Below are 22,328 nucleotides of genomic sequence, written 5' to 3' on the forward strand. Positions count from 1 at the left end.
CCTTGCTACAGCAAGCTCTTGACGTAAACGTCAATGTCGCTGATGTATTTTTCTATGCTTTGCGCATCTTTTTCGCGAATCAGATGCTCAAGCGTTTCACATAACTGTTTGCCGGGGATCAGGTTAAGCATAGCAAACGCCCCTTTGAGGCGGTGCGCAGTCTGTGCCAGCGCAGCTAAATCGCTTGTTGCCAGCTCAGTATACAGTCTCTTAACATCATCCGGAACCGTATCGGCAAACAGCGCATAATAGCCGCTGGCGTGCAGTTCAGCGTTGCTCCCGCTTCCCGGAGGAGAAGGTTGAACGTTCTCTTCCGCCAGCTGCTGTTCAATCAGTTGCAGAATCGCTTCCTGCATGGCCGCGCTGATATTAAAATTGACGCACAGTTGGCCTGGACCTATTTTTCGTATCCCGACCTCATCATCGCTTAAAAGCAAGCCCGAAGCAGTAAGATTAGACGGATTATCCGTTAAAAAGAGATCGTATTCTTGACTTGTCAGCCTGTCATCCGGCGTGATGCAGCTCGCTCCCCAGCTTTCAAGCTGGCGGGTGACGATCCTTCGGACCTCGTTAGCCGTAATATCAAGTAATACCACCACGTCATCCAGCAGATGTTCGCCGGAGCCGCCGGCTTCTTCACTGGCCGGCATTTTAAGATGCAGGGAGTAGCGGGTGCCCAGGGATTCGCGCGCTTTGATATTCATCTGGCCGCCGAGCTTGCGCGTCAGGCGGTCGCAGAGCCAGAAGGTGAGCGCATTGGCCTTGCCATACAGATCGGCCTGGGTAGCGTTAAGGAACGGGAAGTGCATATTATCGATTTCGTTTGCCGAAACGCCGTTGCCGGTATCGAGAATGCGGAAGGTCAGGCGATCGTCCGCGGATTCGTCCTTGCTCACCTCGAGGGTGATTTTACCGATTTGCGTCGTGGTGACCGAGTATTGAATGAGCAGCAGCAGCGTACGGCGCAGCGCGTCGCGGTCGCCATAGCGCTGCTCATTTGCCGGTAGCGCGTTGTTAATCAGCAGCTGCAGGCCCTTGCGCTTAATGACCGGCAGAACTTCAGGCACCACTTCATCGATCAGTTCCTGAATCGAGAACAGATCCGGCGTGCTCTTCCAGCTATCGCTTTCCAGCAGGTTTGCCAGCTGAATCTCGTCAACCAGCTGCACCAGCTCATCGGCATGCTGTGCCAACCTGCCGCTTTCGGCAATGCCGAGCGCGGCCGCTTCTTCCGCCAGGCTGCGGGCGGGCTGCTTCAGCGCGGCGCCAATGTGCTGCATGAAGGCGGTGCGGCCCTGCTGGTTCTTCTCATACAGGCGCTGGGCCTGCTTGAGCTTTTTACTTACCAGAACTTCCCGATCCTGATCGCGGATGATGAAGATTTGCGTTCGCGGCGCGACCTGGCTGCGGTACTGGCGAATCTCATACAGCTCGTTATTCACCGTGGCCTGAATCACGCCCTGATGCTGATCCGCCATATTGGTAATATTTTGCAGGTTCAGATGCGGCAGCAGATGATCGGCGATGGGGTTGCTGATAATCGTGCGGTTAGCTTCCAGATCGTGAACCAGCAGCCCCAGCGGCAGCAGCGAGACGATCTCTTCATTTATTGCTCGCAGCGTACGATGCTCGCCGCTGGCGGCAGAGGAGACCCCCGTCCCGATCTGACGGCTGCGGCCGCTGTAGTGGCGAAAGGTAGTGAAGCCAAACAGGGTCAATGCCAGCAGGCCGATAATCAGCAGCAGCGGCAGCAGAACGTTCTGCAGAGACTCGATAATCAGGGTGCTGAATGGCACCACCCAGATCAAGCGCATCCCGGTGGTATTAATGGTGGTTGTGATTTCGATCCGCGTGCCGTTGAAGTTGACGCTGACGTTATCAGACTCTTCTTTATCGGAATTACTGGCCGCACTCTGTGAAGGATCAGGCTCAAGGCGGAAGCTATCCAGAGTCATGCCGGGCGGGATCAGATCGTTAATCGGCAGATCGAAAGCGACCACCGTGGCCAGATGACCCGGCTGGTTGAAGGTGGTCCGCAGGGTGAAATAGTGGCCGTTTTGCCATGAAAGCTGGCGCAGCGACGAGAAGGTTTCTCTTTCGTCGAGCGTGTTAGCCTGCAGCAGCATTTCCGCGCGGCGGGACTCCACCACGTTGCTAATCGTCGACTCTTTAAAACTGGAAGAGAGATCTTTGAGCGGCAGCGTAGAGATCAGAATCAGGCTGTTATCCAGCCCGTTGAGGTAGTACATCGACCAGGGAATGGTCTCGGCGCCCCACAGAATATCGAGGTAGTTGGAAATCTTTTGCGTCATTTCCAGGGTTGAGCTGTCATGAGAGCCGAAAATCAGCGCCTCGGTCTTACGCCGCGGCTTTTCCAGATAATAGACATCCTGCTTTAACCGCGTTTCCTGTAAACCTTCACCGGCGGCGCTGGAAGAGGTGGCGGCAATATTGTCGTAAATTTGCCAGGTGGCATAGCGCCAGGCATCGATGCGCTTATGCAGCGCATGGCTCACGTCGACAATCTGATAGCTTTTCTCTTTTAACCAGGCGTTGACCGCGCTTTGCAGCGTCACGCTCATCGTCGCCAGCAGGACGATGACCATCAAAATGAAGAAACGGGTGATGCTGCCAGGCATCAGGGTGAATTTTTTCTGGGTCATCGTGTAGCAGTGCGACTCATCAATGTTTGTAAGCAGGATGTTGCACCAAGGTAACTGGTAGCAGAGTGAATTCGCTAAGCAGTATAAAGGCTAATTTATCAAATCCATACTACAGAATGGCCTTCGGCGCTTTTTAGCTTTGGGATTTATCTCAAAGGAGCGGTAACAATAAAAATGTACAGCAAGATTGATTCTGTACAGTTATTTATCGATCGTCTGCAGGAAATAGCACGAAATAACAAGAAATTACCCGGATAAGCGCTTTCTCATACGCCGAGTGTTTGATTAATAACCATTATTTTTATCGCGGCTAGCACAGGTATAATTAAAGTTATGTAAAGAAGGGTAAAAAAAACCGGATGCGAAACATCCGGTCGAAATAGGGGTAAACAGACATTCAGAACTGAATGACGGTAATAAATAAAGTTAATGATGATAGCGAGAGTTATTCTAGTCGCAGGTGACCATTTTGTTTTGTCATTCAGTGCTATACCTGGACCATCATGTAACTGCCTGATACTAATTGAAAAAAATTATTTTCTTGATTATTGGTGCTTATTTTTAAGTTTTTCATCGTTGTGAAAAGTTCCCTTGAGTTTACAAATTGAAACATCTTGTGCGCATTTTGAAACACCTTAGAAGTTTTCGTATCATATTCTTGTTGGATTATTCTGCATTTTACAGCACAATGAATATAGCCGACTGATTAGAAGGGTAATCAGTAAGCAGTGGCATAATAAAAGGCATATAACAAACAGAGGGTTAATAACATGAAAGTTAAAGTACTGTCCCTCCTGGTACCGGCTCTGCTGGTAGCAGGCGCAGCAAATGCGGCTGAAATTTATAACAAAGATGGCAACAAATTAGACCTGTACGGTAAAGTCGACGGCCTGCACTATTTCTCTGACGACAAGAGCGCTGACGGCGACCAGACCTACATTCGTCTTGGCGTAAAAGGCGAAACCCAGATCAACGACCAGCTGACCGGTTACGGCCAGTGGGAATACAACGTTCAGGCGAACAACACTGAAAGCTCCAGCGATCAGGCATGGACTCGTCTGGCATTCGCCGGTCTGAAATTCGGCGACGCGGGTTCTTTCGACTACGGTCGTAACTACGGCGTTGTTTACGACGTAACTTCCTGGACCGACGTTCTGCCGGAATTCGGCGGCGACACCTATGGTTCTGACAACTTCCTGCAGTCCCGTGCTAATGGCGTTGCAACCTACCGTAACTCTGACTTCTTCGGCCTGGTTGACGGCCTGAACTTTGCTCTGCAGTATCAGGGTAAAAACGGTAGCGTCAGCGGCGAAGGCCAGACCAACAACGGTCGTGACTGGAACAAACAGAACGGCGACGGTTTCGGCACCTCCGTTACTTATGATATCTGGGACGGCATCAGCGCTGGTTTCGCATACGGTCACTCTAAACGTACCGACGCTCAGAACGCAGTTGGCCTGCTGGGCGACGGCAAATATGCTGAAACCTACACCGGTGGTCTGAAATACGACGCGAACAACATCTACCTGGCTACTCAGTACACCCAGACCTACAACGCGACCCGCGCTGGCTCCCTGGGCTTTGCTAACAAAGCACAGAACTTCGAAGTGGCTGCACAGTACCAGTTCGATTTCGGTCTGCGTCCGTCCGTTGCTTACCTGCAGTCTAAAGGTAAGGATCTGGAAGGCTACGGCGACCAGGATATCCTGAAATATGTTGACGTGGGCGCGACCTACTACTTCAACAAAAACATGTCCACCTATGTTGACTACAAAATCAACCTGCTGGACGAAAACAACTTCACTCGTAACGCCGGTATCTCTACCGACGATATCGTCGCTCTGGGCCTGGTTTACCAGTTCTAAGCACGCTGAAGTCTCGAAAAAGGCGCCTTTTGGCGCCTTTTTTTATGCCTCGTTTAAGCAGGCTGGTGTACTCTTGCAGCCTTAGCAAGAGGAACCCAATTTTATGGATATCACTTTTTTCCGCGCCGCGCTGCTCGGCGCTTGCGTACTCCTTTCCGGCTGTGATTCAGCTACTTCTCCTGCACCGCAAAAGAGCGCCGCTACCGTGCTGGATGGCAAAACGATGGGCACATTCTGGCGGGTCAGCATCATTAACGTTGATGAAGCTAAAGCCCAGGCGCTGCGTCAGAAAATAGAGGCCCAGCTGGACGCGGACGACCGTCTGCTCTCAACCTGGAAAGATGACTCGGCGCTAATGCGCTTTAACCACTCTCCCGGGACTGAACCGTGGCCGGTAAGCGAAGCGATGGCTGATATTGTCACCGGCGCGCTGCGGATCGGCGCTAAAACGCACGGTGCGATGGATATTACCGTCGGACCTTTGGTCAATCTGTGGGGCTTTGGCCCGGATAAGCAGCCGGTAAAAACGCCGGATCCTCAGCAGATCGCGGCGGCGAAAGCGCGGACGGGTTTGCAGCATCTGACGGTGATTAACCGCGCGGATCGCCAGTATTTACAGAAGGATATCGCGGATCTGTTTGTCGATCTTTCTACCGTGGGCGAGGGCTATGCCGCCGATCATCTGGCGCGCCTGATGGAGCAGGAGGGCATTTCTCGCTATCTGGTTTCCGTCGGCGGCGCGCTGGTCAGCCGAGGGATGAACGCCGACGGGCAGCCGTGGCGGGTGGCGATCCAAAAGCCGACCGATCGCGAAAATGCCGTCCAGGCCATCGTCGATATTAACGGCCACGGTATCAGCACCTCCGGCAGCTACCGCAACTATTACGAGCTGGATGGCAAACGGATCTCGCACGTGATCGACCCGCAAACCGGAAGGCCGATCGACCATAAGCTGGTCTCGGTGACGGTGATTGCGCCGACGGCGCTGGAAGCCGACGGTTGGGATACCGGGCTGATGGTGCTCGGTACGGAGAAGGCGCAGGAGGTGGTGAAAGAGCAGGGGCTGGCGGTCTATATGATTGTCAAAGAGGGGGAGGGGTTTAAAACCTGGATGTCGCCGCAGTTCCGCACCTTCCTGGTTGGCGAAAAGAATTAAACAGCAAGATTTCGGGTTTTATTCGGCGGGCGATGAAGCAGACTGGCTATACACTTAAAGCAGGAGCCGATGATGAAACCGATTATTGCTGATACCGATGACCGCCGCTGGCAGGCGGTATGCGATCGTGATGCCCGCGCCGATGGTCAGTTCGTGTTTGCCGTGCTGACCACCGGCGTTTGCTGTCGCCCCTCCTGCCGCTCGCGGCGGGCGCTGCGGGAAAACGTCCGCTTTTACCCCGATGTGGCAAGCGCCATCGCCGACGGGTTTCGCCCCTGCAAGCGCTGCCAGCCGGACAAAAGCGACCCGCAGCGGCAGAAGGCCGAGAAAGTCGCCAGGGCCTGCCGCCTGCTTGAGCAGGAAACGCCGATAACCCTTGAAGCGCTGGCCCATGAGCTGGCGGTCAGCTCGTACCATTTCCACCGTTTATTCAAATCCGTTACCGGAATGACGCCGAAAGCCTGGCAGCAGGCGTGGCGCGCGCGGCGTTTACGGGAGTCGCTGGCGCAAGGGGGAAAAGTTACCTCAGCGGTGCTGGCTGCGGGTTTTCCCGACGGCAGCAGCTATTACCGTCAGGCCGACGCCGTGCTTGGCATGACCGCCAGCCAGTTTCGCCGCGGCGGCGATAATACGGATATCATCTATACGCTCGGCGACTGCGCGATTGGCCGCTGCCTGGTGGCGGAAAGCGAGCGCGGGGTGTGCGCCGTATTGCCCGGAGAGGGCGATGCGCCGCTGGACGAGCTGCGCCGCCTGTTTCCTAACGCCCGGCTTCTGCCCGGCGACGCGCATTTTTCCCGGCGGGTGGCGCAGATTTTTGCCCATATTGACGATAGCCGCCTGGCGGTCGATCTGCCGCTGGATATTCGCGGCACCGCCTTTCAGCAGAGGGTCTGGCAGGCTCTGCGTCAGATCCCGGCGGGCGAAACGCGCAGCTATCGCCAGGTTGCGCAAAGTATCGGCCAGCCGGGCGCCGTCCGGGCGGTGGCGGGAGCCTGCGCCGCCAACCGGCTGGCTATCATCATTCCGTGCCACCGGGTGGTCCGCGAAGGCGGGGCGCTGTCCGGCTATCGCTGGGGAACCGCCCGCAAAGCGCAGCTGCTGGCACGGGAAGCTCAAACCGAGGAGTCGTGATGCTCGATCTCTTTGCCGATACGCCCCCGTGGCAGGAGCCGCTGGCGCCCGGGGCCGTCATTCTGCGGCGCTTCGCCCGCCAGCGCGCCCCGGCTCTGCTGCAGGCGCTCCTGCGCGTTGCCGACGTTTCGCCGTTTCGTCAGATGGTCACGCCCGGCGGCTATACCATGTCGGTGGCGATGACTAACTGCGGACCGCTGGGCTGGACGACCAATATGCACGGCTATCTGTATGCTCCCGGCGATCCGCTAATGGGACGAGACTGGCCGCCGATGCCGACGATATTTGCCCGGCTGGCCGCAGAGGCGGCGCTCGCCTGCGGTTACGCAGGCTTTGTGCCCGACGCCTGTTTAATAAACCGCTATCAGCCCGGGGCGAAGCTCTCGCTGCATCAGGATAAGGATGAGCGCGATCTGCGTGCGCCCATCGTTTCCGTATCGCTGGGGCTGCCGGCGGTGTTTCAGTTTGGCGGCCTGCAGCGTAGCGACCCGCTGCGCAGAGTGCTGCTGGAGCACGGGGACGTGGTGGTCTGGGGCGGCGAGTCGCGGCTGTTTTATCACGGCGTTCAGCCGCTGAAAGAGGGTGACCATCCGGACACCGGCGCCTGTCGGTACAACCTCACCTTTCGGCTGGCAGGCGATAAAGAATAAAAATAAGAATTATTCTTGATGTCATCGGCGAGCAGTTTACACTGCTGGCTGTTTTGCTTGCCCGGATTGCGTGTTATGGAACTTCTTCTTCTCGTTTGGCGCCAGTATCGCTGGCCGTTTATTTCCGTCATTGCCTTGAGCCTGCTCAGCGCGGCGCTGGGAATCGGGCTTATTGCCTTTATCAATCTGCGCCTGATGACCGTTGTCGATACCTCGCTGACGGTGCTGCCGGAATTTCTCGGCCTGCTGCTGCTGCTGATGGCGGTGACGCTGGGATCGCAGCTGGCCCTGACGACCCTTGGGCATCATTTCGTCTTCCGCCTTCGCGGTGAGTTCATTAAACGCATCCTCGACACTCCAATCGAGAAAGTTGAGAAGATCGGCAGCGCCTCGCTGCTTGCTGGCTTAACCAGCGACGTACGCAACATTACCATTGCCTTCGTGCGCCTGCCTGAGCTGGTGCAGGGCATTATCCTGACCTTCGGGTCCGCCGCCTATCTGGCGTGGCTATCGGGAAAAATGATGATGGTGACCGCCCTGTGGATGGCGATAACCATCTGGGGAGGATTTGTGCTGGTGGCGCGCGTCTATAAGCATATGGCGACGCTGCGGGAAACCGAAGATAAGCTGTACCATGACTACCAGACGGTGCTGGAAGGGCGTAAAGAGCTGACGCTCAACCGCGAGCGCGCCGAATACGTGTTTAATCATCTTTATCTGCCGGATGCGCGCGAATACCGGCACCATATTATCCGCGCCGACACCTTCCACCTCAGCGCGGTGAACTGGTCGAACATTATGATGCTCGGCGCCATCGGGCTGGTGTTCTGGATGGCTAACGGCCTGGGCTGGGCGGATACCGCCGTGGCGGCGACCTACTCTCTGACCCTGTTGTTCCTGCGCACGCCGCTGCTTTCGGCCGTTGGCGCGCTGCCGACGCTGCTCAGCGCCCAGGTCGCTTTCAATAAGCTGCACAAATTCTCTCTGGCGCCGTATCGTGCCGAATTCCCGCAGCCGCAGGCGCATCCGCACTGGCAAACGCTGGAGCTGCGCGACGTCAGCTTCCATTATCCGGACAACAGCTTCGCCGTCGGGCCCATTAATATGACCCTGAAACGCGGCGAGCTGGTGTTCCTGATTGGCGGCAACGGCAGCGGCAAGTCGACGCTGGCGATGCTGCTGACCGGGCTGTATCAGCCGGCCTCCGGCGAAATCCTGCTGGACGGCGAGGCGCTGGCGGTAGACAAACCGGAAGACTACCGTAAGCTGTTCTCGGCGGTATTCACCGATGTCTGGCTGTTTGACCAGCTGCTGGGGCCGGAGGGGAAAGGGGCCGATCCCGCGCGGGTGAACCAGTGGATGGAGCACCTGAAAATGACGCACAAGCTGCGGCTGGATAACGGCAAGATCCTCGATCTGAAGCTATCGAAGGGGCAGAAAAAGCGCGTGGCGCTGCTGCTGGCCCTGGCTGAAGACCGCGATATCATCCTGCTGGATGAATGGGCGGCGGATCAGGACCCGCACTTCCGCCGCGAGTTTTATCAGGTGCTGCTGCCGCTGATGCAGCAGATGGGGAAAACTATTTTCGCTATCAGCCACGACGATCACTATTTCCAGCATGCCGATCGCCTGCTGGAGATGCGCGCCGGTCAGCTGGCGGAGCTAACGGGCGAAGAGCGCGAGCTGGCGACCCGCGATGCGGTCTCCCGCACCGCCTGAAAACCGCGTCTGCCGACCAAAGGCGGGCGCTATTGTTGATTTTTCCGCCGGACGAACCTGCCGGCGGTTATTATTTCCCCCTCCTCGCGCTATGCTTATGGCACCTGGCCTGCTGGTCGGCCAACTATTCTCACAAGGATTGCCTGACCGATGTCCGTTTTGCATAAAAAAAGCGCCAGACTGCGCGACGAAGAGCGCGCCCGCCTCATTTGGCTGCTGAGCACCGATAAAGCCGTTACTTCCTCATTATTGGGCAAATTAACGCTGGCCGAACGCTATGACGACGGCACCCTTGCCGACGATCTGGCGGAAGTGGAAGTGCTGGTTTCCCACCTGCCGCCGCCGGACCTCGCGGATGCGCTGGAAGCGCTGCCTTATGACGCGCGTAACGCGCTCTGGCGGCTGGTTGCCGACGATAAACGCGGCGAAGTGCTGCTTGAAGCGTCGGAAAGCGTCTGGGGCGACCTCATCGACAAGATGAGCGATCACGAGCTGCTTTTTGCGCTACAGAACCTGGATATTGATGAGCAGGTCTATCTCCTGCAACACCTGCCGCGCGACCTGACCGGACGCCTGCTGGCGACGCTTCCGGCGGATAAGCGCGCGCGTATTCGCCAGATGATGCGCTACGCCGACAATACAGTCGGCGCGATCATGGAATTCGAGGTTATCACCGTCCGTCCGGAGGCGACGCTCGCCGCGGTGCAGCGCTACCTGCGGCGGTTAGGCAAAATGCCGGAAAACACCGATAAGCTGTTTGTTACCACCCGCAATAAGCTGCTGCTTGGCGAGCTGGAGCTGCAAACCATTCTGCTCAACGATGCGCAGAAGCGGGTAGGGGAAGTTATGGAAGGCGATCCGGTCACCTTTCAGCCGCATGAAGATGCGGAAAAGGTCGCGCGCACCTTCGAACGTGATGACTTACTCAGCGCCGCGGTGATTGATGCCGACGGCAAGCTGATGGGGCGTCTGACCATCGACGAAATCGTGGACGTGGTCTACGAAGAGACCGATAACGACTTACGCCGGATGGGGGGCCTGAGCAACGATGACGACGTCTTCGCCCCGGTAAGCAAAGCGGTGAAAACGCGCTGGGCCTGGCTGGCGGTCAATCTGTGCACCGCGTTTATCGCCTCGCGGGTAATCGACGGCTTTGAGCATACCATTTCGCAGCTGGTGGCGCTGGCTTCGCTGATGCCGATCGTCGCCGGGATCGGCGGTAATACCGGAAATCAAACCATCACTATGATCGTACGGGCGATGGCGCTGCAGCATATTCAGCCGGGAAGCTTCTCGTTCCTGATCCTGCGCGAAATGGGGGTCGCGGTGATTAACGGACTGGTGTGGGGCGGGATTATGGGCGCGGTGACCTGGTGGCTCTATAGCGACCCGCAGCTCGGCGCCGTGATGACGCTGGCGATGATGCTGAACCTGCTGATGGCGGCGATGATGGGGGTGATTATCCCGATGGTGATGGTGAAGCTGGGACGCGACCCGGCGGTCGGCTCCAGCGTCATGATCACCGCCATCACCGATACCGGCGGCTTCTTTATTTTTCTCGGCCTGGCGACGATTTTCCTGATGTAGCCGGCGCTCCGCTGCGCAGCCTGCGTGGGATCAGGGCCATCGCCACCAGGCCTGCCAGCACGCCAATCGCCAGATTGCTGGTACCCACCGTTGCGGCGACGGTGACCAGCATAACCAGCGTTTCCGGCCACGGATTACGCTTTAGCTCGGCCGGGCGAAGGCTGTGCCAGCTGAAGGTTTTTGCCGCCACAATGACCATCACTCCGGCCAGTACCGCCATCGGAATTTTTGCCATTACTTCGCTCAGCACGGTGACCAGCAGCAGCAGCACCGCGCCGGCGGCGAGGGTGGAGACGCGGCTGCGGCCTTTCCCCATTTCAACGTTAACAATGGTCTGACCAATCATCGCGCAGCCGGCGATCCCGCCGTAGAACCCGGCGAGAATATTGGCGATTCCCAGCCCGGCGCTCTCGCGCGCTTTGCTGGACGGCGTCTGGGTCAGGTCATCGACTAATTTAGCGGTCAGTAGCGACTCCATCAGGCCGACAAAGGCAATGCTCAGGGCACAGGGCCAGATAATTTGCAGGGTAGCGAGATTGAGCGGCACCAGCAGGGCGGTGAACCCCGGAAGCCCGCCGCTCATCGAGCCTTCATCGCCCACGGTAGGCAGCAGCTGCCCGGTGGTGACGGTAAACAGGGTTAATACCACAATGGCAATCAGCGGCGCGGGGACCGCTTTAATATAGCGCGGCGCCCAGAGAACAATCAGCAGCGTCAGCACGAACAGGCCGAGGATCAGCGGCTGCTTACTCCAGAAATGGGGGACCTGGGCGAAGAAGATCAAAATCCCCAGCGCGTTGACGAAGCCGGTCATCACCGCCTGCGGAATAAAGCGCATCAGCCGGGCCATTCCGCCCAAACCAAACAAAATTTGAATAATACCGGCCAAAATGACGGCAGGCAGGATGTAGCCGACGCCGTATTGATGGACCATCGGCCCAATCACCAGCGCTACCGATCCGGCGGCGGCGGTAACCATCGCGGGTCTGCCGCCGAGTACCGACATCGCGAGGCACAGCACAACGGAAGCAATCAGGCTGACCTTCGGGTCAACGCCGGCAATTACTGAGAAGGAGATCACCTCTGGAATCAGGGCCAGGGCGGTGATAACGCCAGCCAGAGCCTCTCGGGTGAGCAGCGACGGCGAACGGAGTACGTGGTGAATGGCGCCTGTTGAAGCGGGCGTAGCGTGGTCTGGAGCCTGAGGCATAAGAATTTCGCTGTTAATATAAGCCGGAATGGATAAGCCTGAGTTTGCGTGCGGTCTGTCACAAAACGGAGGATGATAGCGCGGTCTCGCCGCTTATACCAGTACAAAATGTGATTTGTGGTACACATTTATTAAACATTTTTATAACAGATCTCAAAACTCAACTTAAATTTTAAACAATATTTAATTTTTTTATCTTCAGTGTTACTTTGATTCCTGATAATCGTGTCACCTGCGCTAAATAAAAAAGCGAGTAAAGTAAGGCTCAAATTCGATGAAGAAAAAGATGGCCGTACCCAGCTCACCGGCGGTTGGTTCAAGTACACCTCGGACCAACACCCGCCATGAGCAAGAGACGGATGTACTGTTGATTGGCGGCGGCATCATGAGCGCCACGTTGGGAACCTGGCTGCAGGAACTGGAGCCGGATTGGTCTATTACCATGGTCGAGCAGATGTCCAGCGTTGCGGAGGAGAGCTCGAACGGCTGGAATAATGCGGGTACCGGGCATGCGGCGCTGATGGAGCTAAACTATACGCCCCAGATCGCCAGCGGGATCAACATCGACAAAGCGGTCGATATCAACGAATCCTTCCATATCTCTCGTCAATTTTGGGCCCACCAGGTCACGCGCGGCATTCTGAGTAAGCCGAAATCATTTATCAACAGCGTACCGCACATGAGCTTTGTGTGGGGCGAAGATAACGTTAATTTCCTGCGCGCGCGCTACGCCGCTCTGCAGCAGAGCGAACTGTTCCGCGGTATTCGCTATTCCGAAGATCATCAGCAAATTAAAGAGTGGGCTCCGCTGGTGATGGAAGGGCGCGACCCGCAGCAAAAGGTTGCCGCGACCCGCACCGAGGTCGGCACCGACGTCAATTACGGCGAAATTACGCGTCAGCTGATTGCCGGGCTGCAGACCCACGCTAATTTCTCCTTACAGCTTGGCACCGTTGTGCGTCGCTTTAAGCGCAACGCCGACAAGAGCTGGACGGTCACCCTGGCGGATGCCAACAACCGTCGCCAGAAGCGGGTGATCAAGGCCAAATTTATCTTTATTGGCGCCGGCGGCGCGGCGCTGACGCTGCTGCAGGAAACCGGCATTCCTCAGGCTAAAGAGTACGCGGGCTTCCCGGTTGGCGGCCAGTTCCTGGTGTGTGAAAACCCTGAAGTCGTTAACCACCATCTGGCAAAAGTTTACGGTCAGGCCGAGGTGGGGGCGCCGCCGATGTCGGTGCCGCATATCGATACGCGTATTATTGACGGTAAGCGAGTGGTGCTGTTCGGGCCATTTGCCACCTTCTCCACCCGCTTCCTGAAAAACGGTTCTTTGTGGGATCTGCTGGCCTCGACCAACACGTCAAATATTCTGCCTATGCTCAACGTGGGTCTGGATAATTTCGATCTGGTGAAATACCTGATTAGCCAGGTGATGCAGAAAGATAAAGATCGCCACGAGGCGCTGCGCGAATACTATCCGGAAGCGAATAAAGGCGACTGGCGCCTGTGGCAGGCCGGCCAGCGCGTGCAGATCATTAAGCGTAACGGCAAGAAGGGCGTGCTGCGTCTGGGAACGGAAGTGGTCAGCGATGATGACGGTACCGTTGCGGCGCTGCTCGGCGCTTCACCTGGCGCCTCGACCGCCGCGCCGATTATGCTGCAGCTGATGGAAACGGTCTTTAAGGATAAGGTGCATTCAGCCGCCTGGCAGGCGAAGCTAAAAGAGATCGTTCCCTCCTACGGCCTGCGTCTTGACGGCAACTCCGCGGCGATTGAGCAGGCGCTGGCGTGGACCAGCGAGGTTCTGCAGCTGCGCTATGAGCCGGTTTCAGTCGCGGATAAAGCTCCTCAGGCAGAGCTGAAACCGCTGACGGAGAGTAAACCGATAGCGGATATCGCGCTGTAGAAGACAACTCCGGCGGCCAGCGCCGCCGGTTTCTTATTGCCTGCGGTTAGCGCTCGACGGCATTACCGATAGTTTCGTCTGCTTTCCAGATACGGTACTTCACTTCAACGTTATCCGGCGTGTAAACCACTACCGGCAGCCTGCTGTTGTAACGCAGCATGCCGGCATCACCCAGGCCTGCGGTAACAAACTTCTGCACTTTCTTCCCGTCCGGGCAGGCCATCATGGTCGAAACCGGCGAGGTCACTTTATCAAAGACGTAATAATCGTAGCCCCAGCCTTCGAGGGTTTTGCTCTCCAGCTGACCGCCAAGGCGATGGTGGTTACAGTCGACTTCCAGCGTCTGGCCAATCAGCAGCTCAACTTTATAGGCCGATTCGTCCTTCTGCGGCGGCAGCTGGATCACCTGACGCTTCATGCCTTTCTCCGCTTTTGGATAGGGCGCAATCTTTTCCAGAGGCTGTTCGGCGGCCAGTGCGCTGGCGGAGACACAGGCAACGGTCAGCAGGGAAACAGCAAACGTAGCGATTTTGTTCACGATCGATCATCCTTTGTTATCGTTTTTCAACGCTAAAAGACTATCATCTTTCGCCCCATTGGTAAGATTTATTTACCAATGTTTGCATATAAAGCAGCGTGATATGCTGTTTTATTGTTGTGGAGTATAGGAGTTTGCTGAAAATATGCTTAACTGAAGAGGTATTATCTTGCTGGTTTTTGTCAGCTGCCGCCTGCGGCAGCTGACGTCACGGCGCTAGCGCGCGAGCGGCTTACTCATCGCGGTTTAGCTTGCCTTCCTCAATAAACTCTTCATCAATTTCATCGGTATTGCCGGCGTGTTCGCGGCCTGAGAGCAGATTCCAGCAGGCGATAAACAGCGCGGCGATCAGCGGACCGATCACAAAGCCGTTAATACCGTAAATCTCCATACCCCCCAGGGTGGCTATCAGAATCATGTAGTCCGGCATTTTGGTATCTTTACCCACCAGCAGCGGACGCAGAATATTGTCCACCAGCCCGATAACAATCACGAAGAAGCCGACGACAAACGCCCCTTGCCATAGCTGATCGGTGGCGAAGAGGAAGATGGCTGCGGGAACCCAGACAATGGCTGAACCTACCGCCGGGATCAGCGACAGAAACGCCATGATCGCGCCCCATAAAATGCTGCCATCAATCCCGGCAACGTAGAAGGCTATTCCCCCCAGTATGCCCTGGACCAGGGCGACGGCGACGGTACCTTTCACAGTGGCCCTGGCGACGGCGGCAAATTTGGCAAACAGGTGCTGCTTAACGTAGTTAGACAGCGGCAGGGACTCCAGGATCAGCATCACCAGATACGGGCCATCTTTGAGCAGGAAAAACAGCAGATACAGCATGACGCCAAAGCTAATGGTAAAACCGAACGTCCCTTTGCCAATCAGAAATGCGCTGCCGGCCAGGTACTGGCCGCCTTTTAGCGCCGCGTCTGAGAGCTGTTTCTGAATCTGATCGGCGCTGTCGAGATTATGCTCCGAGAGGAAGCTTCTGACCCACTCCGGGAGATGGGCGAACAGGCTCGCCACCACCGCCGGGAACTGGGTGTCATTATGCTCAAGCCTGGTGTAAACCAGGTTCAGCTCGAGCGCCAGCGAGGAGAAAATAATCGCCAGCGGGGTGAAGACGATCAGGCAGATAATCGCCACGGTCAGCAGCGAGGCCAGGCCATTGCGTTCACCAAGCCTGCTGCGTAGCTTGTTCTTCACCGGATTGAAGATCACGGCCAGAATAGCCGCCCACAGAATGGCTGAGTAATAGGGAGAAAGGACATCAAAAAAGGCAAGGCTGACTATCAGCAGGATCAGGATAAAGAATCCCTTGGTAATTCCATTAACTCTCATTTTTATCTTCCTGGCGTATGACTGATACAGTCGAATATAGAAGCTATTCCTCGATTTACAATCAGCGAGGTCGTAGTTTGTTTACCGAAGTGGCTCAATGAGCGGCACTGCGGGCGGGTTCGCGTCAGTTTTCAGGCAGAAAGAACGGGCGATGGAATATTTTATACGTTCTGATGCGCAGGAATAGCGACGAAGTATGGGGTTATTGTCCGGGTTTCACCCCGTTAACTCCCCGCATGAAAAACAGGCATAAAAAAACCAGCCATAAAAGGCTGGTTTCTCAGAGTGATTTGGTCGGCACGAGAGGATTTGAACCTCCGACCCCCGACACCCCATGACGGTGCGCTACCAGGCTGCGCTACGTGCCGACGCATAGGCGGTAATATTACCCGTTCCCCAGGCGAATGCAAGCGGGGGAGCGACCAATTGATTCATAATTAATCAATCAGTTAGCGATAAAGCGCTTTTCATCCGTCAGGATCTGCAGCAGCAGGCTGAGCTGCGGTTTGCGATTGTCGATCTTCTTACCGTCGCTATTCCAGGTGCTGTAGGTTCCGTTGTGGTTCAGCACCACGGTGACTTCCGGCGAGGTGACCGCCAGCGTATCGCCGTTCGCCGCGGTGACCCAGCTGCGGCGACGTGCCGGACTAAACAGGTCCTCGCCCTGCGAATACTCGTTCGCCGGGGTAGAGACGTGCAGCAGACGCTGCATCAGCGTGGTCATCACATCTTTGTTATCGGTCAGCGTCGCGATAGTCTGCGCCGGAACGCCCGGCCAATGAATCACCAGCGGAACCTGCAGCTGGTCTCTCGACCAGTCAAACTTGCCGTGCTGCGGATTAAGCGGCATGCCGTGACCGGCGGTGACGATAACCACCGTATTATCCAGCTTGCCCGCTTCGCGAAGGGCGCTGAGCACACGGCCGATTTGCGTATCGACCTCGCCCGCCGCGCGGCTATAGCGGCGCACAAAGTTCTGCTGCTGGCCATCGTCAAGCGAGGTGCCGTTGAGCGAAACCCACGAGAACCAGCGGTTTTCATCCTGAGCGTAGCGATTCAGCCAGCCAATCCACTGGTTTGCCGTCTGCTCATCGCTTTGCGTTTTGGCTACCGGCAGCGAGAAGTCGGACAGCAGCGCCTGGCGATAGAGCGGGCTGCTGAAGCCATCGGAAGAGAACAGGCCCAGCTGATAGCCCTGCTGGTTGAGCGCGGTAATCAACGCTGCCGGAATACGGGCCGACAGCACGCCGTCCATATAGCCCGGTGAAATACCGTAGAACAGGCCAAAAATACCGTTATCGGTGCTGTTACCTGAGCTCATATGCTGGGTAAAGTTGACGCTATCCCTGGCGAAGCCGGCAAGCTCCGGCATGTTCTTCTCGAAGCGCGAGTAGTTCAGGTTATCAACGGTAATCAGCAGCACGTTATAGCCGGTGCCGAGGTCGCGATAGCGCAGATCGCTCAGCGGATACTGCACGGAGACCGCTTCCGGCGCGCCTTGTTCCACCAGGCGACGCTGGTAATCCTGCGCGTCCAGCAGGCCGTGTTTCTCAAGGAAGCGGCGGGCGGTCATCGGATAGGAGAGCGGCAGGTTCGCCCGCTGCATGGTAATCGGACGATAGAAATTCGCGTCAGCCCAGATATAAATCAGGTGGCTGCTGATAAAAGAGATAAAGAAAAGCCAGGCGACAGGGCGCGCGTAGTGGCGGCGGCGCGTCAGGCTGCGCAGCTTCTGCCAGCTCCAGGTCGCAAAAAGCATTTCCAGCAGGAAGATAATCGGCACGCTGATAAACATCAGCTGCCAGTCACGCGCCATCTCGTTCTGATCCGGGTTGATAACCAGTTCCCAGACGAAAGGGTTGAGATGCAGGTGGAAGCGGGTGAAAACTTCGCTATCAATCAGCAGTAGCGTCATCCCTGTCGTGGCCAGAATGACCGACAGGAAGCGCATAAGCCGCTGTGATATCACGACAAAGGTCAGCGGAAAGAGAATCAGTACGTAGCTGGTAAAGACCAGAAAACTGAAGTGACCAACGAGGCTGACATACGAAAAAATGCGTCCGCCCAGCGTCGTTGGCCAGTCGGCGACAAAAAGATAGCGGCTGCCGAGCGCCATAGCCAACAACATGTTGAACAGGGCGAACCAGTGCCCCCAGCTGACCATCTGGGAGACTTTTTCTCGGTAGGGCTGACGAAGAGTCACCATATAAAGTTGTTGGTTATCCTTAGTGCGCCGGGTCGTCGTTGATTGAGGACTGCAGAGCCTGGGCAAAAGAACGGGCGATCGCCTGACGCTGCGCCGGCGCGACGCTACTATTGATCAGGTTGGTCACCATATTGCCTAGCACCATCAGTGAAAGGTCAACGGGGGCTTTGTGTGTTTCCAGCACGTTGGTCAGCTCGCTGAGCAGCTGTTCGACGTGTTCATCACTATAGCGGGATAATTGCGGCATAAAAGTCAAAATCTGTTTGTTCGTGAAAGGGCAACATATTACCGTAGCAGCAGCTTTTTTTCCGCATTTTTTCGCCACGGCGCAAAAGCGCGCAGGATCGCGAGTCTCGGCTAGCCGAAGAGTCACGCGCCGGTTGCGTCGCCGTCCCGGCGGTGGTTGAATACCGCCCGGTCTAAAAGGAGAGTTTAACATGAGTCTGGATATCGACCAGATTGCCCTGCATCAGTTAATTAAACGTGATGAACAAAACCTTGAGCTGGTGCTGCGCGATTCGCTGCTGGAGCCTAATGCGACGGTCGTGGAGATGATGGCCGAGCTGCATCGTGTCTACAGCGCAAAAAACAAGGCCTATGGCCTGTTTAATGAAGAGAGCGAGCTGGCCCAGGCGCTGCGCCTGCAGCGCAAAGGTGAAGAAGATTTTCTGCCGTTCAGCCGCGCGGCGACCGGTCGTCTGCGCGACGAGCTGGCGAAGTATCCCTTCGCAGAAGGCGGGATCGTTCTGTTTTGCCAGTATCGCTATCTGGCGGTTGAGTATCTGCTGGTGGCGGTGCTCAACAACCTGAGCAGCATGCGGGTCAACGAAGAGCTGGATATCCGCTCCACCCACTATCTGGACATCAATCATGCCGACATCGTGGCGCGCATTGATTTAACCGAATGGGAGACGAACCCGGAATCGACCCGCTATCTGACCTTCCTGAAAGGCCGGGTAGGGCGCAAAGTCGCCGATTTCTTTATGGATTTCCTCGGTGCCAGCGAAGGGCTGAACGCCAAAGCGCAGAACCGCGGCCTGCTGCAGGCGGTGGATGATTTTGCCGCCGACGCGCAGCTGGATAAGTCCGAGCGGCAGAACGTGCGTCAGCAGGTTTACGCCTACTGCAGCGAGCAGCTTCAGTCCGGAGAAGAGATTGAGCTCGAATCGCTCTCTAAAGAGCTGGCGGGGGTGAGCGAGAAGAGTTTCCAGGAGTTTACCGCTGAACAAGGGTATGAGCTGGAAGAGAGCTTCCCGGCGGATCGCAGCACTCTGCGGCAGTTAACTAAGTTTGCCGGCAGCGGCGGCGGGCTGACGATCAACTTTGATGCCATGCTGCTCGGCGAGCGCGTGTTCTGGGACCCGGCGACGGATACCTTGACCATCAAAGGCACGCCGCCGAATCTGCGCGATCAGCTGCAGCGCCGGACTTCCGGCGGAAGCTGAAACTAATCCCCTCGGCCGCAGGCCGGGGGGATTTCTCTCCCTTACTGCGCGTCGGCGCGGATCGTTTCAATTCCACATTGCGCCAGCCGCGCTTGCAGCATCTCATCCACCGGGCTATCGACAATCAGCGTGCCGGCAAGGCTTAGCTCGCCGATGGCAAAAGCCGATGCCGAATTCAGCTTCTCCCGCGAGGCCATCACAATGGTTTCCGCCGCCCGCGCGGCCAGCGCCCGCTTGATGCCCGCTTCTTCATAATCCCCGGTGGTGAAACCCGCTTGATGGTGTACCCCGGTGACGCCCATAAAGAACAGATCGGCGTTGATCCGCGCAATACCTTCCAGCGCCGCGGCGCCGACGGCGACCAGCGAATGTTTAAACAGGCGCCCGCCGATCAGGATCACCTCAACCAGCGGCCGATCGACCAGCGCGACGGCGATGCCGGGGCTATGGGTCACGATGGTGCAGGCTAAATCGGCGGGCAAAAGCTTCACCATCTCGGTGGTGGTGGTCCCGCCGTCAACGATAACCACCTGGCCTGGTTGAATTAACGCCGCCGCCCGGCGGGCAATCGCCTGCTTGGAATCGATTTGCACGTTTCTGCGGGCCGCGATCGGGGCAACGGCGGCCGAAGCCGGCAGCGCGCCGCCGTGAACCCGCTGCAGCTTCCCTTCCGCCGCCAGCTCGCGTAAATCGCGACGAATGGAATCCTCCGAGACGCTGAAGCGCTGGCTGAGCTCCCCCGACATGACCTGTTTCTCGGCGCTAAGAATCTGCAAAATGAGCTGCTTTCGTTGGCTGGCGAGCATGCGTTTTCCTTCATGTTTGATCTTGTTTGTGCATGATTGTGCATGTTATGGTGCTTTCTGTCACCTGGTAAGGAGCAAAACATGCACATTGACGCACCATACGTTCGCAATATCCGCGAAACGCTGCTATCCGATAACTGGTATACGCTAAAAAAATATACCTTCGAACTGCTGCGGCGGGACGGGCGCTGGCAGGAACAGAGCCGCGAAGCCTACGACCGCGGGAACGGTGCCGTTATTCTCCTCTACAACCGCGAGAAAAAAACCGTGGTTCTCATCCGCCAGTTCCGCTTTCCGGTATGGATTAACGGCCATAGCGGATTTTTGATCGAGGCCGCCGCCGGGCTTTTGGATAACGCCTCCCCGGAAGAGCGAATTATCGCCGAAGCGCAGGAAGAGACGGGCTTTCGGGTGACCCGCATCGAGCCCGTTTTTACGGCCTATATGAGCCCCGGTTCGGTCACGGAAAAGCTGTACTTTTTTATTGCCGAATATTCGGCTGACGACCGGCAAAGTAGCGGCGGCGGGCTGGCGGAAGAAGGGGAAGATATCGAAGTGCTGGAGTGGCCGCTGGAGCAGGCGCTGCAGGCAATACGCGACGGCGAGATCGTGGATGCCAAAACCATTATGCTGCTGCAGCACCTTGCGCTCAATTCAGCATCGCTCCTTGCCGCAGAACGGGCAAAGAGCGACACGGTCTAGCGTAGCTGGTGGGCGATAGCGCTGTACATCAGCGCGGCCTCCAGCGGCTGGGCGTTAAACGAAGGCTCCGCCTGCGGCCAGGTTGACCACTGGACGATAACCAGATGCTCAGCGCGATTGACCATAATCACCTGGCCATATATGCCGAGCGCCCACAGGGAATCCTTCAGCCCCTGCTGAGCCGTAGGTTCGACGTTTTTGGCATTGGCCGGAATCGCGTTATTCCACCACTGGAATCCGTAAATTCCGTCCGGGTGCGCCGCGGAGACCGAGTTCTGTGCCTGAGTCCAGTCGGCGGCCATATCGAACCAGCCGTCAGGCACCAGCGATTTGCCGTTGGGCAGGCGTCCGTCGCGGGCAACAAACTCACCGAAACGTCCCCAGTCTTCAAGCGTGGCGTTGAAGCCGTGGGCGCCGACATCATGCTTCCCTTGCTGATAGGCATGCCACACGCCATCGTGGGCCATGCCGCCAGGCTGCCATAGCGTCTGTTCCAGCCAGGCGGCAAGCGACATGCCGGTTGCTCGCTCCACGATATCCCCCAGCAGCCACGCGCCGCCGGAGGAGTAGGACCACTGCTCTCCGGCCGGATGCGCGCGTTTCAGAGAGGCGACGATCTTACGTACGCAGTCGTAGGCTCCCGGATGCGCCTCGCACTGGGTCAGCCGCGCGAAGTGGGACTGCGGATTGGTGTAATCTTCATTCCACTCGACGCCGGAGGTGTGCTGGATAAGCTGCTTCAGGGTGACGCCGTCCCAGGCGCTGCCCTTCAGCTCCGGTTCATAATCGGTAACCAGATCATCCAAAGAGTGGATTTTCCCCTGCTGGATGGCGATACCGACCAGCGTGGAGACCACCGCTTTGCCCACCGAGCGCGACGTCCACAGCGTGGTGTCGGTGTTGCCGGCGCCAAGGTACTTATAGGCAATTTTGCCCTCTTTTAACACCAGCAGGCCGGTCACATTTTCGCGCTTCAGGTAGTCCTGCAGGTGCCACGTCTGGCCGTTCAGCGTATAGCTGGCGTCGGTCAGGGGCCTGTCTGCCTGCTGTAGCGCAGCGGCGGCGCCGTGGTGAAAGACGTCCCCGGCATAGTTACGATAGTCGTTACGAAAACCAACCACCCGATCGGCTTGATCCCAGCTGAGCATCTCTTTTGCCGCAGGCAGCGTTTTATCAAACGGCGTCGGGCAGGTATCGAGCAGCACGCCGCCGCATGCCCGCTGCGGCTGGGCCTGCGCCAGCGCGACGCCGGGCAGGGCGGTGAGCATCAGCGCCAGCGCCAGCGGTTTGATCGTTTTTATACTTGTCATCAGGAATTCCTTATTAGCCATCACAACCCGATGCGCAGTATATAAATCATCGGGAGCAGGCTAAAATCAGCCGATGGGGGATTTTCCCC

At 56.9% G+C, this 22,328-nt stretch carries 17 protein-coding genes and 1 tRNA gene; 9 read left to right on the forward strand and 9 right to left on the reverse strand.

The window, feature by feature from the left end:
- Nucleotides 1–5: 5 nt before the first annotated feature.
- Nucleotides 6–2,663, reverse strand: coding sequence for a phosphotransferase RcsD (gene rcsD / locus GO007_RS13420; protein ID WP_095100637.1), 2,658 nt, complete (start codon nucleotides 2,661–2,663; stop codon nucleotides 6–8).
- A 770-nt stretch (nucleotides 2,664–3,433) separates the two neighbouring features.
- Between rcsD and GO007_RS13425 the strand changes: the two genes are divergently transcribed.
- The 6 genes from GO007_RS13425 to mgtE all read left to right on the forward strand — a co-directional run bounded on the left by GO007_RS13425 (nucleotide 3,434) and on the right by mgtE (nucleotide 10,774).
- On the forward strand, nucleotides 3,434–4,528 hold the full coding sequence (locus GO007_RS13425) for a porin OmpC (RefSeq protein ID WP_095100639.1): 1,095 nt from the start codon (nucleotides 3,434–3,436) through the stop codon (nucleotides 4,526–4,528).
- A gap of 103 nt (nucleotides 4,529–4,631) precedes the next feature.
- The gene (gene apbE / locus GO007_RS13430) at nucleotides 4,632–5,684 is read left to right on the forward strand and encodes an FAD:protein FMN transferase ApbE (protein WP_095100641.1); all 1,053 of its coding nucleotides are present in this window, start codon (nucleotides 4,632–4,634) and stop codon (nucleotides 5,682–5,684) included.
- Between the two features lie 72 nt (nucleotides 5,685–5,756).
- A complete protein-coding gene (gene ada, locus GO007_RS13435; protein ID WP_095100643.1) occupies nucleotides 5,757–6,818 on the forward strand; it encodes a bifunctional DNA-binding transcriptional regulator/O6-methylguanine-DNA methyltransferase Ada in 1,062 nt (353 codons plus the stop codon).
- On the forward strand, nucleotides 6,818–7,468 hold the full coding sequence (alkB, locus tag GO007_RS13440; RefSeq protein WP_095100645.1) for a DNA oxidative demethylase AlkB: 651 nt from the start codon (nucleotides 6,818–6,820) through the stop codon (nucleotides 7,466–7,468). The genes ada and alkB overlap by 1 nt, the downstream gene beginning before the upstream one ends.
- Nucleotides 7,469–7,543: 75 nt before the next feature.
- Nucleotides 7,544–9,187, forward strand: coding sequence for a multidrug ABC transporter permease/ATP-binding protein (locus tag GO007_RS13445; RefSeq protein ID WP_095100647.1), 1,644 nt, complete (start codon nucleotides 7,544–7,546; stop codon nucleotides 9,185–9,187).
- Nucleotides 9,188–9,337: 150 nt separating this feature from the next.
- Entirely contained in the window at nucleotides 9,338–10,774 is a 1,437-nt protein-coding gene (mgtE, locus tag GO007_RS13450; protein WP_095100649.1) for a magnesium transporter, read from the forward strand.
- Here the strand turns inward: mgtE and GO007_RS13455 are convergent.
- Complete coding sequence (locus tag GO007_RS13455; protein WP_095100651.1) at nucleotides 10,737–11,984, reverse strand: SulP family inorganic anion transporter; 1,248 nt, start codon at nucleotides 11,982–11,984, stop codon at nucleotides 10,737–10,739. The two genes, mgtE and GO007_RS13455, sit on opposite strands and share 38 nt — an antisense overlap.
- Before the next feature lie 274 nt (nucleotides 11,985–12,258).
- Between GO007_RS13455 and mqo the strand changes: the two genes are divergently transcribed.
- Nucleotides 12,259–13,890 (forward strand): malate dehydrogenase (quinone), encoded by a 1,632-nt coding sequence (gene mqo / locus GO007_RS13460; protein WP_095100652.1) that lies wholly within the window; start codon nucleotides 12,259–12,261, stop codon nucleotides 13,888–13,890.
- 46 nt (nucleotides 13,891–13,936) lie between these two features.
- Here mqo and eco read toward each other — a convergent pair whose 3' ends face one another.
- From eco to GO007_RS13485, 5 genes are all read right to left on the reverse strand, one after another.
- Complete coding sequence (gene eco, locus GO007_RS13465; RefSeq protein WP_095100655.1) at nucleotides 13,937–14,428, reverse strand: serine protease inhibitor ecotin; 492 nt, start codon at nucleotides 14,426–14,428, stop codon at nucleotides 13,937–13,939.
- A gap of 232 nt (nucleotides 14,429–14,660) precedes the next feature.
- A complete protein-coding gene (locus GO007_RS13470) occupies nucleotides 14,661–15,770 on the reverse strand; it encodes an AI-2E family transporter (protein ID WP_095100657.1) in 1,110 nt (369 codons plus the stop codon).
- Nucleotides 15,771–16,061: 291 nt separating this feature from the next.
- A tRNA-Pro gene (locus GO007_RS13475) sits at nucleotides 16,062–16,138 on the reverse strand.
- 77 nt (nucleotides 16,139–16,215) lie between these two features.
- On the reverse strand, nucleotides 16,216–17,976 hold the full coding sequence (gene yejM, locus GO007_RS13480) for an LPS biosynthesis-modulating metalloenzyme YejM (RefSeq protein WP_095100659.1): 1,761 nt from the start codon (nucleotides 17,974–17,976) through the stop codon (nucleotides 16,216–16,218).
- Nucleotides 17,977–17,995: 19 nt separating this feature from the next.
- Nucleotides 17,996–18,223 carry a YejL family protein gene (locus tag GO007_RS13485; RefSeq protein WP_015583825.1) on the reverse strand — a complete coding sequence of 76 codons (228 nt, stop codon included), beginning with the start codon at nucleotides 18,221–18,223 and terminating at the stop codon, nucleotides 17,996–17,998.
- 190 nt (nucleotides 18,224–18,413) lie between these two features.
- On the opposite strand from GO007_RS13485, the gene yejK reads away from it, so the two are divergent.
- Nucleotides 18,414–19,421: a nucleoid-associated protein YejK gene (yejK, locus tag GO007_RS13490; RefSeq protein WP_095100661.1), complete on the forward strand. Its 1,008-nt coding sequence runs from the start codon at nucleotides 18,414–18,416 to the stop codon at nucleotides 19,419–19,421.
- 41 nt (nucleotides 19,422–19,462) lie between these two features.
- Here the strand turns inward: yejK and GO007_RS13495 are convergent, their stop codons facing one another.
- Nucleotides 19,463–20,227, reverse strand: a complete 765-nt coding sequence (locus GO007_RS13495; protein ID WP_095100663.1) for a DeoR/GlpR family DNA-binding transcription regulator — start codon at nucleotides 20,225–20,227, stop codon at nucleotides 19,463–19,465.
- Between the two features lie 81 nt (nucleotides 20,228–20,308).
- Between GO007_RS13495 and GO007_RS13500 the strand changes: the two genes are divergently transcribed.
- The gene (locus tag GO007_RS13500; protein WP_095100665.1) at nucleotides 20,309–20,929 is read left to right on the forward strand and encodes an NUDIX domain-containing protein; all 621 of its coding nucleotides are present in this window, start codon (nucleotides 20,309–20,311) and stop codon (nucleotides 20,927–20,929) included.
- On the opposite strand, the gene GO007_RS13505 is transcribed toward GO007_RS13500, so the two are convergent.
- On the reverse strand, nucleotides 20,926–22,239 hold the full coding sequence (locus GO007_RS13505) for a serine hydrolase domain-containing protein (RefSeq protein ID WP_095100667.1): 1,314 nt from the start codon (nucleotides 22,237–22,239) through the stop codon (nucleotides 20,926–20,928). The genes GO007_RS13500 and GO007_RS13505 overlap by 4 nt on opposite strands.
- Between the last annotated feature and the right edge of the window lie 89 nt (nucleotides 22,240–22,328).

Source organism: Klebsiella sp. 10-1, assembly GCF_009758445.1.
GTDB classification, from domain to species: domain Bacteria; phylum Pseudomonadota; class Gammaproteobacteria; order Enterobacterales; family Enterobacteriaceae; genus Klebsiella; species Klebsiella scottii.

Bases quoted from the DNA above. Each gene is read 5' to 3' on its own strand.
- GO007_RS13425 (WP_095100639.1), top strand. From the start codon at position 3,434: ATGAAAGTTAAAGTACTGTCCCTCCTGGTACCGGCTCTGCTGGTAGCA.
- GO007_RS13470 (WP_095100657.1), bottom strand. From the start codon at position 15,770: ATGAGAGTTAATGGAATTACCAAGGGATTCTTTATCCTGATCCTGCTG.
- mqo (WP_095100652.1), top strand. From the start codon at position 12,259: ATGAAGAAAAAGATGGCCGTACCCAGCTCACCGGCGGTTGGTTCAAGT.
- yejK (WP_095100661.1), top strand. From the start codon at position 18,414: ATGAGTCTGGATATCGACCAGATTGCCCTGCATCAGTTAATTAAACGT.
- mgtE (WP_095100649.1), top strand. From the start codon at position 9,338: ATGTCCGTTTTGCATAAAAAAAGCGCCAGACTGCGCGACGAAGAGCGC.
- alkB (WP_095100645.1), top strand. From the start codon at position 6,818: ATGCTCGATCTCTTTGCCGATACGCCCCCGTGGCAGGAGCCGCTGGCG.
- ada (WP_095100643.1), top strand. From the start codon at position 5,757: ATGAAACCGATTATTGCTGATACCGATGACCGCCGCTGGCAGGCGGTA.
- GO007_RS13505 (WP_095100667.1), bottom strand. From the start codon at position 22,239: ATGACAAGTATAAAAACGATCAAACCGCTGGCGCTGGCGCTGATGCTC.
- GO007_RS13445 (WP_095100647.1), top strand. From the start codon at position 7,544: ATGGAACTTCTTCTTCTCGTTTGGCGCCAGTATCGCTGGCCGTTTATT.
- rcsD (WP_095100637.1), bottom strand. From the start codon at position 2,663: ATGACCCAGAAAAAATTCACCCTGATGCCTGGCAGCATCACCCGTTTC.
- GO007_RS13485 (WP_015583825.1), bottom strand. From the start codon at position 18,223: ATGCCGCAATTATCCCGCTATAGTGATGAACACGTCGAACAGCTGCTC.
- GO007_RS13495 (WP_095100663.1), bottom strand. From the start codon at position 20,227: ATGCTCGCCAGCCAACGAAAGCAGCTCATTTTGCAGATTCTTAGCGCC.
- yejM (WP_095100659.1), bottom strand. From the start codon at position 17,976: ATGGTGACTCTTCGTCAGCCCTACCGAGAAAAAGTCTCCCAGATGGTC.
- GO007_RS13500 (WP_095100665.1), top strand. From the start codon at position 20,309: ATGCACATTGACGCACCATACGTTCGCAATATCCGCGAAACGCTGCTA.
- apbE (WP_095100641.1), top strand. From the start codon at position 4,632: ATGGATATCACTTTTTTCCGCGCCGCGCTGCTCGGCGCTTGCGTACTC.
- GO007_RS13455 (WP_095100651.1), bottom strand. From the start codon at position 11,984: ATGCCTCAGGCTCCAGACCACGCTACGCCCGCTTCAACAGGCGCCATT.